Source organism: Streptomyces sp. ISL-87 (assembly GCF_018614095.1).
GTDB lineage: Bacteria > Actinomycetota > Actinomycetes > Streptomycetales > Streptomycetaceae > Streptomyces.
Genome location: NZ_JAGGOY010000034.1, coordinates 22,538 through 35,159, shown reverse-complemented (window position 1 = coordinate 35,159; position 12,622 = coordinate 22,538). Strand labels below are relative to the sequence as shown.

At 73.6% G+C, this 12,622-nt stretch carries 14 protein-coding genes and 2 pseudogenes; 8 read left to right on the top strand and 8 right to left on the bottom strand.

Annotated elements, in window-relative coordinates; genetic code table 11:
* Window positions 1–15: 15 nt before the first annotated feature.
* Both J7I97_RS13015 and J7I97_RS13010 read right to left on the bottom strand, forming a co-directional pair.
* Complete coding sequence (locus tag J7I97_RS13015) at window positions 16–981, bottom strand: isopenicillin N synthase family oxygenase (protein WP_214934070.1); 966 nt, start codon at window positions 979–981, stop codon at window positions 16–18.
* Between the two features lie 61 nt (window positions 982–1,042).
* On the bottom strand, window positions 1,043–1,528 hold the full coding sequence (locus J7I97_RS13010) for a cupin domain-containing protein (RefSeq protein WP_251050450.1): 486 nt from the start codon (window positions 1,526–1,528) through the stop codon (window positions 1,043–1,045).
* A gap of 329 nt (window positions 1,529–1,857) precedes the next feature.
* Here J7I97_RS13010 and J7I97_RS13005 point away from each other — a divergent pair, with 329 nt between their 5' ends.
* A complete protein-coding gene (locus J7I97_RS13005; protein WP_214934268.1) occupies window positions 1,858–2,604 on the top strand; it encodes a VOC family protein in 747 nt (248 codons plus the stop codon).
* A 6-nt stretch (window positions 2,605–2,610) separates the two neighbouring features.
* Here the strand turns inward: J7I97_RS13005 and J7I97_RS13000 are convergent, their stop codons facing one another.
* On the bottom strand, window positions 2,611–3,654 hold the full coding sequence (locus tag J7I97_RS13000; protein WP_214934067.1) for a PHP domain-containing protein: 1,044 nt from the start codon (window positions 3,652–3,654) through the stop codon (window positions 2,611–2,613).
* A gap of 196 nt (window positions 3,655–3,850) precedes the next feature.
* Here J7I97_RS13000 and J7I97_RS12995 point away from each other — a divergent pair, with 196 nt between their 5' ends.
* On the top strand, window positions 3,851–5,212 hold the full coding sequence (locus J7I97_RS12995; protein ID WP_214934064.1) for an NAD(P)/FAD-dependent oxidoreductase: 1,362 nt from the start codon (window positions 3,851–3,853) through the stop codon (window positions 5,210–5,212).
* A gap of 4 nt (window positions 5,213–5,216) precedes the next feature.
* Here the strand turns inward: J7I97_RS12995 and J7I97_RS12990 are convergent, their stop codons facing one another.
* Complete coding sequence (locus J7I97_RS12990; protein ID WP_308364947.1) at window positions 5,217–6,098, bottom strand: UbiA family prenyltransferase; 882 nt, start codon at window positions 6,096–6,098, stop codon at window positions 5,217–5,219.
* An 89-nt stretch (window positions 6,099–6,187) separates the two neighbouring features.
* Here J7I97_RS12990 and J7I97_RS12985 point away from each other — a divergent pair, with 89 nt between their 5' ends.
* From J7I97_RS12985 to J7I97_RS12975, 3 genes are read left to right on the top strand one after another with little or no spacing between them, the layout of a single operon-like run.
* The gene (locus tag J7I97_RS12985) at window positions 6,188–7,249 is read left to right on the top strand and encodes a type III polyketide synthase (RefSeq protein ID WP_214934060.1); all 1,062 of its coding nucleotides are present in this window, start codon (window positions 6,188–6,190) and stop codon (window positions 7,247–7,249) included.
* A gap of 10 nt (window positions 7,250–7,259) precedes the next feature.
* Window positions 7,260–7,829, top strand: coding sequence for an isoprenylcysteine carboxyl methyltransferase family protein (locus J7I97_RS12980; RefSeq protein WP_214934057.1), 570 nt, complete (start codon window positions 7,260–7,262; stop codon window positions 7,827–7,829).
* On the top strand, window positions 7,826–8,851 hold the full coding sequence (locus tag J7I97_RS12975; protein WP_214934053.1) for an NAD(P)/FAD-dependent oxidoreductase: 1,026 nt from the start codon (window positions 7,826–7,828) through the stop codon (window positions 8,849–8,851). The genes J7I97_RS12980 and J7I97_RS12975 overlap by 4 nt, the downstream gene beginning before the upstream one ends.
* Before the next feature lie 10 nt (window positions 8,852–8,861).
* On the opposite strand, the gene J7I97_RS12970 is transcribed toward J7I97_RS12975, so the two are convergent.
* Window positions 8,862–10,172, bottom strand: a complete 1,311-nt coding sequence (locus J7I97_RS12970) for an AI-2E family transporter (RefSeq protein WP_214934050.1) — start codon at window positions 10,170–10,172, stop codon at window positions 8,862–8,864.
* Between the two features lie 144 nt (window positions 10,173–10,316).
* On the opposite strand from J7I97_RS12970, the gene J7I97_RS12965 reads away from it, so the two are divergent.
* Entirely contained in the window at window positions 10,317–10,826 is a 510-nt protein-coding gene (locus tag J7I97_RS12965; protein WP_214934047.1) for a DUF664 domain-containing protein, read from the top strand.
* A 54-nt stretch (window positions 10,827–10,880) separates the two neighbouring features.
* Here the strand turns inward: J7I97_RS12965 and J7I97_RS39920 are convergent, their stop codons facing one another.
* The 3 genes and pseudogenes from J7I97_RS39920 to J7I97_RS38425 all read right to left on the bottom strand — a co-directional run.
* Window positions 10,881–11,126 carry a hypothetical protein gene (locus J7I97_RS39920; protein ID WP_308369310.1) on the bottom strand — a complete coding sequence of 82 codons (246 nt, stop codon included), beginning with the start codon at window positions 11,124–11,126 and terminating at the stop codon, window positions 10,881–10,883.
* Window positions 11,127–11,256: 130 nt separating this feature from the next.
* A pseudogene (locus J7I97_RS39915) lies at window positions 11,257–11,379 on the bottom strand (hypothetical protein); the annotation flags it as partial.
* Window positions 11,380–11,512: 133 nt separating this feature from the next.
* Window positions 11,513–11,815: pseudogene (locus J7I97_RS38425) on the bottom strand (amino acid permease); the annotation flags it as partial.
* Here J7I97_RS38425 and J7I97_RS12955 point away from each other — a divergent pair.
* A complete protein-coding gene (locus tag J7I97_RS12955; RefSeq protein ID WP_251050452.1) occupies window positions 11,721–12,236 on the top strand; it encodes a TetR/AcrR family transcriptional regulator C-terminal domain-containing protein in 516 nt (171 codons plus the stop codon). The pseudogene J7I97_RS38425 and the gene J7I97_RS12955 overlap by 95 nt on opposite strands.
* 64 nt (window positions 12,237–12,300) lie before the next feature.
* Window positions 12,301–12,609: an antibiotic biosynthesis monooxygenase family protein gene (locus J7I97_RS12950; RefSeq protein WP_214934044.1), complete on the top strand. Its 309-nt coding sequence runs from the start codon at window positions 12,301–12,303 to the stop codon at window positions 12,607–12,609.
* Window positions 12,610–12,622: the final 13 nt, after the last annotated feature.

The window sequence follows — 12,622 nt, the reverse complement described above, 5'->3', positions numbered from 1 at the left end:
GGGTAATCGGGGCCCTCAGGAGACGCTGATCGCGTCGAGCTTCGCCCTCAGGTACGTGTGGGAGTCGACCGGATCGTGGACCACGCGGCCGACCGGGGCCGGGAGGGATTCCACCCGGGTGTGCGGGTCGCATTCGTAGAAGTAGACCAGCGAGACCAGTTCCTCGGCGGGCGCGTCGGCGGGCGGCGGGAGGACCCGGTGGCGGCCCGCACGCCAGCGGTCGCCGGTCCAGCGGGCCAGCAGGTCGCCGATGTTCACGGTGAGCGCGGCCGGGTCGTACGGGGCGTCCTGCCAGCCGTCGGCATCGGTGTGGATCTGGAGGCCGCCCGCGCCCGGTTCACGGTCGAGGACGGTGACGGTGCCGAAGTCGGTGTGCGCCCCGATCCGGAACTGGCCGGGCATCGCGGCACCGACGACCTCGGTACCGGGATACCAGTTGATGTTGAACCCCCACGTGGGGTGTCCGGTGTGCCGTGTGAAGTGGTCCGCGGGCATTCCCAGGGCTGTGGCCAGCAGTTCCAGCAGCTCGTCGGAGAGGGCCTTCATCCCCGCGAGGTACTCCGCCACCAGCGGCTGGAGCGCGGGTACTTCGGCGGGCCAGGCGTTCGGGCGAAACCATTCGGCGTCCACCGAGGGCACACCCGTAGGGTCCTCCGCCGCGCACGACCACGACTCCTTGAGGTCGGGCGGCGAAGCCGTGCCCTCCGCATAGCTGTTGGCCTCCGCGCCCGGGCCGAGCCAGCCGCGGCCGCCGACCGTGACCGCGTACGGGTCCTTCACCGCCGCCGGGAGCCGGAAGAGCTCGCGCGCCACCTCGCGGATCCGCGAGGGCAGCGTGGGCTCCACACCGTGCCCCGTCACCAGCAGGAAGCCGGCGGCCTGAAGCGCCTCGTCGACGCGGGCGGCGATCCGAGCACGCGGTTCGGGCTCGCCCGACCGCCACGGCCCGAGGTCGATCACGGGGATCTGGGAACTCACCACGGCGGACCTGCCTTCCGAGGGCGTGTCGGGTCTGGAGCGTCCGGTACGGAGCGTAGCCGCCTCAGCCGGGCAGCGGGCTGCCGCACCGCGAGCAGTACCCGGCGCCTTGTTCGGCGGCGAGCCGGCCGCAGTCGGGGCAGACCCGGGGGAGCATGCAGGCCGCCTCGCCGCCCTCGGCCGGGGCGGAGGCGATGCCCAGGCCGGGGCGCCGGGTGTGCACCGTCAGGTACGTCATCCCGTCCGGCCCCGCGGTCAGCGAGCGGCGCGACCCGCGCGGCAGCCAGGCGACCGAGTGCGGCCCCAGCCGGTGCGGGCCGTCCTCGGCGTTGAGCCGCCCCGCGCCTTCGATGACGACCAGCAGGACGTCGAGGGCGGGTTCGGCGTGTTCCGCGATCACGCCGCCGGGCGGCAGCCGGATCAGGTTGGAGTCCAGGCCGCGGCGGCTCCCGGTCAGCCGCCACAGTGCGCCGGTCGCGTCCGCGGGGGCGTCCGCGATCACCCTGTCGAGATCCGTCAGGACCTCGGCGAAGCGGGAGTGCGTCATCATGCTCGTCCTTCCCAGGGCCCTGTCCGACCCCTGTCCGACCCTTCGGAATCGGGCGTGGCCCTCAGTGGTGCAGTCGCAGTCATACACGATCAGGACCGGCCGTTCGGCGTTGATTCGGTTTTCACCCACTCCCGACGCGGTTCACAAGCCTAAGGTGGTGGTGACCGGACGGATCCGTCCCCGCGATGGCGCGCCTCCACGACCCCCCGGGGACCGGGGCGCTACTTCTTGAGCTCGGGCGGCCCGCTGATCGCGGCCGATGACGGGCGGAGCAAGCGGTGGAGATTTCGACGAAGGACGTCTTCGGAGCGCCGTGCTGGGTGAGCCTGATGGCTCGCGACCTCGCGACGGCTCAGCGGTTCTACGGTGCGGTAGCGGGCTGGACCTTCCGGCCGGCCCGGCTCGGCGAGGCGTTCACGGTGGCCGAGCTGGACGGCGTGCCTGTGGCAGGCATCGGGGCGCTGGCCGCGGACCTGGGGGTGCCGGTGGCCTGGACCCCGTACTTCGCCGTCGACGAAGCCGATGTGGCGGTGGACCGGATCCGGGAGCGCAGTGGCACCATCGCGGTGGGCCCGGTCTCCTTCGAAACGGGGGGCCGCGGGGCCCTGGTGGCCGACCGGGACGGCGCGGTCTTCGGGATCTGGGAGGGCCCGGTGTCGGCCGACTGGCGGGTGGGCGAGGGTCAGGCGCCGGCGTGGCTGGAGCTGCGCACCAGGAACGCGTTCGATGCGGCGATCTTCTACGGCGAGGTGCTGGAGTGGGCCACCGGCCGTCCCGGATGCTGTGAGGTCTCGTACGAGGAGGAGCAGGTCGTCCTGCGCCGAGGCGGGGAGCCCGTCGCCCGGCTCAACAGCGGCCCGGTCGAGGCCGCGGCCTACGCTCCGCACGCGCGGCCCCGCTGGCACGTTCACTTCCGCGTCCCGGAGCTCGAGCCGGCCGTCGAGGCGGCCGCCTCCCTGGGCGGGCGCACCGTCTCGGACGTCACCGGCAACGCCACCGAGCGGTGGGTGGCCCTGCGCGACCCGGACGGGGCGCTGTTCACGCTCACCACCTCCCGCAAGACGGAATCCGGCTGACCCGCGTCACGCGGCCGCGGCGGGACGGCGGGTGCGGGTCCAGGTGCGGAGCTGTTCCGCCGGCCAGGTGTTGACGATCCGCTCGGCCGGAACTCCGCACTCCACGGCCCGTTCGCACCCGGTGATCTGCCAGTCCAGCTGCCCCGGGGCGTGTGCGTCGGTGTTGATCGCGAACAGGGTCCCGGCCTCCACCGCGAGCCTCAGCAGCCGTCGCGGCGGGTCCAGCCGCTCGGGCCGGCTGTTGATCTCCACGGCGGTTCCGGACTCCGCGCACGCCGAGAAGACCGCCTCCGCGTCGAACTGGGACTCCGGGCGGCCGCGGCCGGTCACCAGCCGCCCGGTGCAGTGGCCGAGGACGTCCATCAGGGGGTTGCGTACCGCCGCGAGCAGCCGCCGGGTCATCGCGGGCGCGTCCATGCGCAGCTTCGAGTGCACGGAGGCGACGACGACATCGAGCCCGTCCAGCAGGCCCGGCTCCTGGTCCAGCGCCCCGTCAAGGAGGATGTCGCACTCGATGCCGGTGAGCAGCCGGAACGGGGCCCAGGTCTCGTTCAGCTCCGTCAGCACCCCCAGTTGCTCGCGCAGCCGCTCCGGCGAGAGCCCCCGGGCGACCGTCAGGCTCGGCGAGTGGTCGGTGAGCACCGCCCACTCGTGGCCCAGCGCCGCCGCGGCCCGCCCCATGGCCTCGATCGGGCTGCCGCCGTCGGACCACTCGGAGTGCAGATGGCAGTCTCCGCGCAGGGTGGCCCGCAGGGCGCGGGCCTCGGGCGTGGCCGACGGGCCCTCGGGATGCGCCGCGATCTCGTCCTCCAGCTTCTGCAGGTATCCCGGGACCGCCCCGCCGAGCGCCTCGCGGATGACCTGGGCCGTCTTGGGGCCGATTCCCTTGACCGCTTCCAGCGAGCCGGCCTCGGCCCGCTGGGCCGCCTCGCCTTCGCCCATGCCCTCCAGCGCGGCCGCCGCCGTACGGAAGGCCCGGACCCGGTACGTGGGCGCCTGGGCACGCTCCAGCAGGAAGGCGATCCGGTCCAGTGCCGCAACGGGGTCCATCGCGTACCTCCTGGTCCCAGTCTGGCCACGAAACCCTGCCCCGAGCACGCCGAGAACCCGCGGCGGGCCCGGCCGTCGGCCCGAAATCGCCGTGCAAGGCCCGCCTCGCTGGGCAGATGAGCAGAAGAGCCGAAGAGTCGATGAGCGGAAGAGTCGATGAGCGGACAACCAGGCAGGCTGCGAAGGGACGTACACCGTGTCTCGATCGAGGATTCTCGTAGTGGGCGCCGGCTTCGCCGGGGTCGAGTGCGTCCGGCGGCTGGAGCGCCGGCTCTCCCCCGCCGAGGCGGAGGTCTCGCTGGTCACGCCCTTCTCGTACCAGCTCTATCTGCCGCTGCTGCCCCAGGTGGCCGCCGGTGTGCTGACCCCTCAGTCGGTGGCCGTGTCGCTGCGCCGGAGCCACAGGCACCGCACCCGGATCATCCCCGGCGGCGCCATCGGGGTGGACACCGAGGCGAAGATCTGTGTGATCCGCAAGATCACCGGGGAGACGGTCGACCAGCCCTACGACATCCTCGTACTGGCCCCCGGCAGCATCACCCGCACCTTCGACATCCCCGGCCTCCTCCAGCACGCGCGCGGAATGAAGACCCTCGCCGAGGCCGCCTACCTGCGCGATCACGTGATCGCCCAGCTCGACCTCGCGGACGCCAGTCAGGACGAGGCGGAACGCGCCTCTCGGCTGCGCTTCGTGGTGGTCGGCGGCGGGTACGCGGGCACGGAGACGGCCGCCTGCCTGCAACGGCTCACCCGGCACGCGGCCACGCGCTACCCCCGCCTGGACCCGCGGCAGATCAAATGGCACCTGGTCGACCTCGCGCCCAAGCTGATGCCGGAGCTCGGCGACACCCTCGGCCAGACCGCCCTGGGCATCCTGCGCAGGCGCGGCATCGAGGTCTCCCTCGGGGTGTCGGTGGCCGAGGTGGCCGCCGAGAAGGTGACGCTCACCGACGGGCGCGTACTGCCCAGCCGCACCCTCATCTGGACGGCCGGGGTGGCCGCGAGCCCGCTCGTCGCCACCCTCGGCGCCGAGACGCTGCGGGGCCGGCTCGTGGTGCGGCCCGAGATGACCGTGCCCGGCGCCGATGGCGTCTTCGCCCTCGGGGACGCGGCCGCCGTACCGGATCTCGCCCACGGTGACGGTGCGATCTGCCCGCCGACCGCGCAGCACGCCATGCGGCAGGGGCGCGCGGTCGCCGACAGTGTGGCCGCCACCCTGCGCGGCCGGCCGCTCCGGCCGTACGTGCACAAGGACTTGGGCCTCGTGGTGGATCTCGGCGGCACGGACGCCGTCTCCAAGCCGCTCGGCATCGAGCTGCGCGGCCTCCCGGCGCAGGCGGTGGCCCGCGGCTACCACTGGTCGGCGCTGCGCACCAATGTGGCCAAGACCCGGGTGCTGACGAACTGGCTGCTCAACGCCGTCGCCGGTGACGACTTCGTCCGTACGGGCTTCCAGGTCCAGCAGCCGGCCACCCTGCGCGACTTCGAGTTCACCGATGCCTACCTGACTCCGGAGCAGGTCCGCGAGCACACCGCCGCGCTCCGCGTCCAGGGCTGACCGGTCAGCGGAGTCCGGCGCCCCGCACCAGCAGCAGCGCCACATCCGCGGCGGCGATCGCCAGCGTGGCGTGGAACGGGATCCGGCCGCCCGGCCGGGTGCCCGCGAGGAGCGCCGCCGCGGCCGTCACCGCCAGCAGGCCCCAGCCGTACGGGGTCACGCGCCCCGGTGGCCCGACGACCAGGGCCAGGGCCGAGCCGAGTACGAGGAGCCCGGCCAGCGCCCCGGAGCGCCGGGCTCCGAGCCGGTGCGGCAGGCCGACGACACCCGTGGCCAGGTCGTCCGCGATATCGGGCAGGGCGTTGGCGAGGTGTGCGCCCGCGCCGAGCAGCGCGGCGGCCGCCGTGAGCCAGAGCGGCGGCCAGGGCGCTCCCGGCAGGCCGAGCGTGACGAACGCGGGGAGCAGGCCGAACGCCAGGGCGTACGGCACCCAGGAGGCGGCCGTGCCCTTCAGCCTGAGGTTGTACGCCCAGGCGGCCGCGACCCCGCAGAGGTGCACCGCCCCCGCGAGCGGGCCGCAGGCCAGCGACAGCGGCACGCACAGCAGCAGGGCCGTGAGCGCGGCGGCGGTCACCGTGGCGGGCCGTACCCTGCCCGCCACCAGGGGTTTGTCGGGGCGGCCCGTCGCCAGGTCCCGGCGCAGGTCGACCCGGTCGTTGCACCATCCCACCGAAAGCTGTCCCGCCCCGACCGCGCACGCGGTGGCGGCGGTCCCGGCGAGACCGCGTCCCACGGCGGCTGCCAGAGCAGCGGCGAAGAACGTCACGGCGGCCGCCGGCAGGGGGTGGCAGGCCGCCAGCAGCCCCTTCACCTCGGTCAGCGGCGGCAGGGGCGGGGCGGCCGCGGGCACGGACACGGGCACGGTCTCTCGGGTTCTGGCGGGCACGGCGCCACGCTAGGCCGTCTCGTCCGGCGGCGGCACGCCTGGTTCACCTGATTCGTGAGGAACCGTCAGTTGTTCCCTATGTTGGGCCAATGACACGTGTCCTGTCAGTGAGCAGCGTGTTCCCGCCCCACCGCTATCCGCAGCCGCAGATCACCGAAGCCCTCGCCCGGTTCCTCCCGCCGGGTTTCGACAGCGGTCTGCTGCGCCGGGTCCACGCGTCGGTACGCGTCGATTCCCGCCACCTCGCGCTCCCGCTGGAACGCTACGGCCCGTCGAACGACTTCGGCGCCACGAACGCCCTGTTCGTCGAGTCGGCACTGGAGCTCGGTGCAAGCGCGCTCCGAGCCGGCCTCGCCGGGGCCGGATGCGCGGCCCACGACATCGACCTCGTCATGTCGACCACGGTGACGGGTCTCGCGACGCCCTCCCTGGAGGCCCGGCTCGCCACCCGCACCGGCCTGCGCCCCGACGTGAAACGCGTGCCGCTCTTCGGCCTCGGCTGCGCGGCGGGCGCCGCCGGGCTCGGCCGTCTCCACGACTACCTGACCGGCCGCCCCGGCCACGCGGCGCTCCTGCTGTCCACCGAGCTGTGCTCGCTCACCCTCCAGCCCACGGACACCTCCATGGCGAATCTGGTGGCCGGGGCGCTGTTCGGCGACGGGGCGGGCGCCCTGGTGGCGGTGGGCAGCGGCCATCCCCTGCACGACACCGGCACCGGGCCCCGCGTCGTGGCCTCCCGCAGCCGCCTGTACCCGGGCACCGAGGACCTGCTCGGCTGGGACATCGGGCACTGGGGCTTCCGCATGGTGCTGGGCCGCGAACTCCCGGATCTGGTGCGGCTGCACGTGGCCGAGGAGATCGAGTCGTTCCTCGCCGGGCACGACCTCAAGCCCGCGGACGTCGACGCGTGGATCTGCCACCCCGGCGGGCCGAAGATCCTTGACGTCCTGGCGGAGGCCCTCTCCCTGCCGGACGCGGCGTTCGCGGCGAGCCGGCGCTCCCTGGCGACCGCCGGAAACCTGTCCTCGGCCTCGGTCCTGCACATCCTCAGCGGGATCCAGGCGGCGGGGCCGCCCGCACCCGGCTCGGTCGGGCTGATGCTCGCCTTCGGTCCGGGCTTCGCCTCCGAACTCGTCCTGCTGCGCTGGTGACCCCGTGCCCATGACCTCCACCCTGTACGCGCTGCTCGTCGGCCTCGTCGCGGCCGAGCGGCTCGCGGAGCTGGTCACCGCCCGCCGCAACCGGGCCTGGAGCCTGGCCCGCGGCGGCCGGGAGTACGGCCGCGGCCACTACCCGGCCATGGTCGCCCTGCACACCGCGCTGCTCGTGGGCTGTGCAGTGGAGCCGTGGGCCGCCGACCGTCCCTTCCTTCCCCCGCTCGGCTGGTCCGCGCTCGCGCTGGCGGTCGCGGCGCAGGGCCTGCGCTGGTGGTGCATCGCCGCCCTCGGGCCGCGCTGGAACACCCGGGTGCTCGTGGTGCCCGGACTGCCACTGGTGGCGCGGGGACCGTACCGCTTCCTGAGGCACCCCAACTACGTGGCGGTCGTCGTGGAGGGCGCCGCGCTGCCGTTGGTGCACTCGGCTTGGGTGACCGCGTTCGGCTTCACCGTGCTGAACGCCGCCCTGCTGCGCGTGCGCATCCGCTGCGAGGAGGCGGCCCTGGATGGCGCCCCGGGGGATGCGACGCCGGCTCATGGCCTCGCCGCGCCGGCGGGCGGTCCCGCGTCGTGATCGATCTGCTGGTCGCGGGCGGCGGCCCGGCCGGGCTGGCCACGGCCATCCACGGCGCCATGGCCGGACTGGAGACCGTCGTCGTGGAGCCCCGCCCCACCCCCATCGACAAGGCCTGCGGTGAGGGCCTCATGCCGGGTGGGGTACGCCGGCTCCGGGAGCTGGGCGTGCCCCTGACCGGCCGGCCGTTCCACGGCATCCGCTACCTGGACGGCGCCGGCGGGCGGCAGGCCGAGGGGCTCTTCCGCACCGGTCCCGGACTCGGCACCCGGCGTACCGACCTCCAGGCGGCCCTGGCCGAACGCGCCGCCCGGCTGGGGGTCCGGGTGGTCCCGGGCCGCGTCGAGGAGGTGCACCAGGACGAGCACGGGGTCACCGCCGCCGGGCTGAGCGCCCGCTACCTGGTCGCGGCGGACGGCCTCCACTCCCCCGTACGGCGCAGGCTCGGCCTGTCGGAGCGGCCCGCGCCGGGACGCCCGGCCCGCTACGGGCTGCGCCGGCACTACGCCGTGGAGCCCTGGAGCGACCTGGTCGAGGTGTACTGGTCGGCGCACTGCGAGGCGTACGTGACCCCGCTGGGGCCCGACCGGATCGGCGTGGCCGTACTGACCTCGGAGCACGCCCCCTTCGACGTACAGCTCGCCCGGTTCCCGCCACTGTCCTCGCGGTTGCCCCCGTCGGCCGGCTCGGCGGTGCGCGGTGCCGGGCCGCTGCGGCAGCAGGCGCGTACCCGGGTGGCGGGGCGGGTGCTGTTCGTCGGGGACGCGGCGGGGTACGTGGACGCGCTGACCGGTGAGGGCCTCACGCTGGCGCTGGCCGCAGCGGGTGAACTCGTGCGCTGCGTACGGGCGGGCAGGCCGCAGGCGTACGAACGGGCGTGGCGGGAGCTGTCGCGCAGCTATCGCACCCTCACCGCGTCCCTGCTCTGGGCCCGCCAGCAGCCGCGGCTCGCCGGGCGGATCGTCCCGCTGGCCGCCCGGCTCCCCCGGGTGTTCACGGGGGCGGTGAACCTGCTGGCGTAGGGGGCGCGAGTTACTCCTTCCCGGTCCCGGTCCCGGTCTGCTCCGGCCCCGCCCGCCCCGCCCCGGCGTCGGCATGGCTGACCGCGTGGAGCGCGGCGTGGGCGCGGAGATAGCCGGTCACGGTGTTGACGACGGCCACGAGCGGCACGGCGACGACCGCTCCGCCGATCCCCGCGACCGTGCCGCCGGTGGCGACGGCGATGACGACGCCCAGCGGATGGACCCGCACGGCCCGGCCCAGAATGAACGGCTGCAGGACATGGCCCTCGATCTGCTGCACCAACAGCACCACCAGGAGTGCCATGAGCGCGGCGAAGACGCCCTGGGTGACGAGGGCGACGACGACCGCGAGTGCGCCCGAGACCACGGCACCGACCAGCGGGACGAACGAGGACAGGAAGATCACGACCCCGATGGGGACGGCGAGCGGCACCCCGAGGAAGTAGATGCCGATGCCGATGAAGACGGCATCGATCATGGCGACGACCAAAGTGCCCCGTACGTACGCGGTGAGCGTGCCCCAGGCGCGCGGACCGGCCCCGGCCACGCCCGGCCGGGCCGCGGCCGGGACGAGCTTCAGCGTCCACTGCCAGATGCGCTGGCCGTCGTACAGCAGGAAGAGCGTCGAGAACATGGCCAGCAGCAGGCCGGTGATCACCTCCACCAGCACCGTCACCCCCCGCAGGCCGGTGGAGGTGATCTCGCTGGTGCTGGTGCCGATGGAGTCGCTGAGGTTCTTCGCGATGTCGTTGATCTGCTGCTCGGTCACATGGAACGGGCTGTTCAGCAGCCATCGTTTGAGCTCCTCGATGCCCTCCTGGACGCGCCCGGTGAGGTCGCCGAGGTTGTCCAGCACCTGCCAGACCACAAACCATCCGACGAGCCCGAGCACGACGAAACCGGAGATCGCGGTCAGCGCGGTGGCGAGGCCTCGGGGCAGTCCTCGGCGGTGCAGGCGGGCGACCGTCGGCTGGAGGAGGGCTGTGACCAGGAGCGCGGTCACGAACGCGAGGGCGACGAGGCGCACGGCGCCGATCACCCGCATCAGCACCCACAGCGTGGCGGCGAGCACCAGGAAACGCCAGCCCGTCGCTGCGGCCACCCGGATGCCCCACGGCACGGCCGCGGCCGGGTCACGTAGGGCCGGGCTCGCGCCCGGCGGTGTCAGCGAGTGCGCTTCGGCGAAGGGCGCCGCGGCCTCCGCCTCCTCGTCGTGCGCCGCGTACTCCGCCTCCTGCCGGGCCTCATCCCGCGCCCGCCGCTCCCTGAGCGCGGCCGCACGCTCCCTGACTCGGTCGAACCACCCACGCACGCCGGACATGTCGCCCAGCCTGAGCCATCCGGCGCGCTCCGGCATCCGCTGCCGGCCCGTTCCGCCGGGCACAGCGGCAGAGCGGCTTGCATAGTGGGTGCAGAGCGGCCGCCGGACCGGCGGCGCCCCCGACGGACAGGGCTGGGACGGCGCATGAAGGGTACGGAGCTGCTGGCCGACGGGTACGGACGCATCAGGGAGGTGGTGCACGAGGTGGTCGAGGGGTTGTCGGCCGAGGAGCTCAACGCGCGGATCGACGCGGAGGCGAACTCGATCGCCTGGCTGGTCTGGCACCTCACGCGGATCCAGGACGACCACGTGGCCGACGCCTCGGGGCTGGAACAGGTGTGGCACGCCCAGGAGTGGGCGGCCCGGTTGGGCCTGAAGCTGCCCGCCGACGCCACCGGCTACGGGCACACCGCCCGGCAGGCGGGAAGCGTCCGTGTCGACTCGGGCGAGCTGCTGCTGGACTACTTCGACGCGGTGCACGAGCAGACCGCGCGGTTCGTCGGGGGCCTCGCCGCCACCGACCTGGACCGGGTGGTCGACGAACGCTGGGATCCGCCGGTCACTTTGGGGACGCGCCTGGTCAGCGTGCTGGCCGACGACCTCCAGCACGCCGGCCAGGCGGCCTACGTACGCGGGCTGCTGGAGCGACGCTAGTGCCGTGGCCGGAAAGGTTCACCCGGGGTGACGGTTCGTTCCAGGGTCTACGGGTCAGGACGGTTCGGCGGCCGGCGAGTCCGGGGTGAGCGCCTCGGGGGCGACTGCCCGCTCCTCGCGCGCCCGCGCCGCGCGCAGTGTGTGCTGCGGCTTCTTCGCGATCAGGTAGAGCAGCCCCGCGGTGATCACGGCGCCGGTACCCAGCAGACCCGCCCAGACCTGGTACCAGGGGGCACCCGGCGGGGCCAGGATGGCGCGCGGCCAGCAGACGTTGACGACCTCGAAGGCGGTCCAGAGCACGGCCAGAACGTTGAGGACCGTGCCCTTGCGGCCCAGCCGGATGTGACCGGAGGGGAACCCACGTGCCGCGCAGGCGGGCGATCAGTGCCGCCAGGCTGACCAGGAAGAACGGCAGGAACGTGGCAGCGGTGCCGAAGGCGATCAGGCTGCCGATGGCCGTGGCGTTCAGGCCGAGGAGCAGGCCGGCGCAGCTGACCAGGGTGGAAGCGATCAGACCGCCGATCGGGGCCTGGCGCCGGTTGACTTTGCGCACCAGCCCGGAGAACGGGAACGCCCCGTCGCGCGCCAGCGAGTACACCCCGTGGGCAGGCCCCGCCCTGGGAGGCCATCGCGCAGGCGAGGAACCCGACCAGGACCACGGCCACGAAGGGCTTGTCGGACCAGGAGCCGAAGGCCGTGGTGACAGCGGTGGTCACCGGGTCCAGATCCTCACCCGCGACAACGGCCCGCGGGTCCGGGTGGGCGAGGGCGACGGCCATCGCGTTGAGGATGACGACCAGGCCGACGCTGAGCAGCGCCCACCACATGGCACGCGGGACCTGCCGGCCGGCGTCCTTGGTCTCCTCGGCGGTCGAGACGCAGGCGTCGAACCCGATGAAGCCCCAGCCCGCGACGGCGAGCACGGCGAGGAAGGCCATCACGGTCGATCCGCCGGACAGCTCTTCGGCGCCGAGCGTCTCGGTGAACATCGAGAAGCCGTGCTCGCGGAAGAACAGCAGCAGGGCGAAGCGCGGCTACCGCCAGGTGTACCTGCGCCACCCGAACGCGATCGCCCCTGCGGCCCGGCGCCAGGTGGAGGCCGACAAGGCCCTGCGCGGATACGACGCGCTGCTCGCCGCGCTCATCCGGGCCGGCTGCACCCCGGCACGCGCCGCCGAGGCCGCCGCCGCGATCGACTACCTGGTCCTCGGCTCGGCCCTGGAGACCTTCACGGCGGGCTTCACCCGCTCCCCCGACGGCTACCGTCCGGACTACCCGGCTCTCGCCGACTCCCTCACGGACGCGGCCGCCATGCCCCGGGGCGGCCTGGCAGCGCTCGACGACCGGGGCTTCGAACTCGGCCTCGGCCTTCTCCTCGACGGCCTCGCCGCGCAGGCGGCCCAGAGCTAGGACACGGCAACCCGCCGGTACGGCTCTAGCCTGATGGAGGGGCCCCTACTCAAGGTGGTGTGCCATGTCCGAGGAGAGCAAGTACTGGAGTTCGGGGAGCTGGATGGTCTCGGAAGGCAAGGCGGATGAGTTCATCGAACGCTGGACGGCCTTCCTGACCTGGACGAAAGAGGCCAACGAGAACTTCCACTACGCCCGTCTGGTGCGCGACGTGGGAGACCCCGGCCACTTCATCTCCTTCGCGTCCTGGCGTGATCCGGATTCGATGGCGGCCTGGAAGGAAAGGCCGGAGTTCGCCGAACACTTCGGCGGCTGCCGCGCCCTGTGCGACGACGTGCAGGCGGGCGGGTACGTGCTGACCGTCTCCGTCTAGTGCCGTGGCCGGA

What these genes read in the sequence shown, in the direction of transcription:
- J7I97_RS13010 (WP_251050450.1), bottom strand. Translation starts at nt 1,528, where the DNA reads ATGATGACGCACTCCCGCTTCGCCGAGGTCCTGACGGATCTCGACAGG.
- J7I97_RS13005 (WP_214934268.1), top strand. Translation starts at nt 1,858, where the DNA reads ATGGCTCGCGACCTCGCGACGGCTCAGCGGTTCTACGGTGCGGTAGCG.
- J7I97_RS13000 (WP_214934067.1), bottom strand. Translation starts at nt 3,654, where the DNA reads ATGGACCCCGTTGCGGCACTGGACCGGATCGCCTTCCTGCTGGAGCGT.
- J7I97_RS12985 (WP_214934060.1), top strand. Translation starts at nt 6,188, where the DNA reads ATGACACGTGTCCTGTCAGTGAGCAGCGTGTTCCCGCCCCACCGCTAT.
- J7I97_RS12980 (WP_214934057.1), top strand. Translation starts at nt 7,260, where the DNA reads ATGACCTCCACCCTGTACGCGCTGCTCGTCGGCCTCGTCGCGGCCGAG.
- J7I97_RS12970 (WP_214934050.1), bottom strand. Translation starts at nt 10,172, where the DNA reads ATGTCCGGCGTGCGTGGGTGGTTCGACCGAGTCAGGGAGCGTGCGGCC.
- J7I97_RS12965 (WP_214934047.1), top strand. Translation starts at nt 10,317, where the DNA reads ATGAAGGGTACGGAGCTGCTGGCCGACGGGTACGGACGCATCAGGGAG.
- J7I97_RS12955 (WP_251050452.1), top strand. Translation starts at nt 11,721, where the DNA reads ATGAAGCCCCAGCCCGCGACGGCGAGCACGGCGAGGAAGGCCATCACG.
- J7I97_RS12950 (WP_214934044.1), top strand. Translation starts at nt 12,301, where the DNA reads ATGTCCGAGGAGAGCAAGTACTGGAGTTCGGGGAGCTGGATGGTCTCG.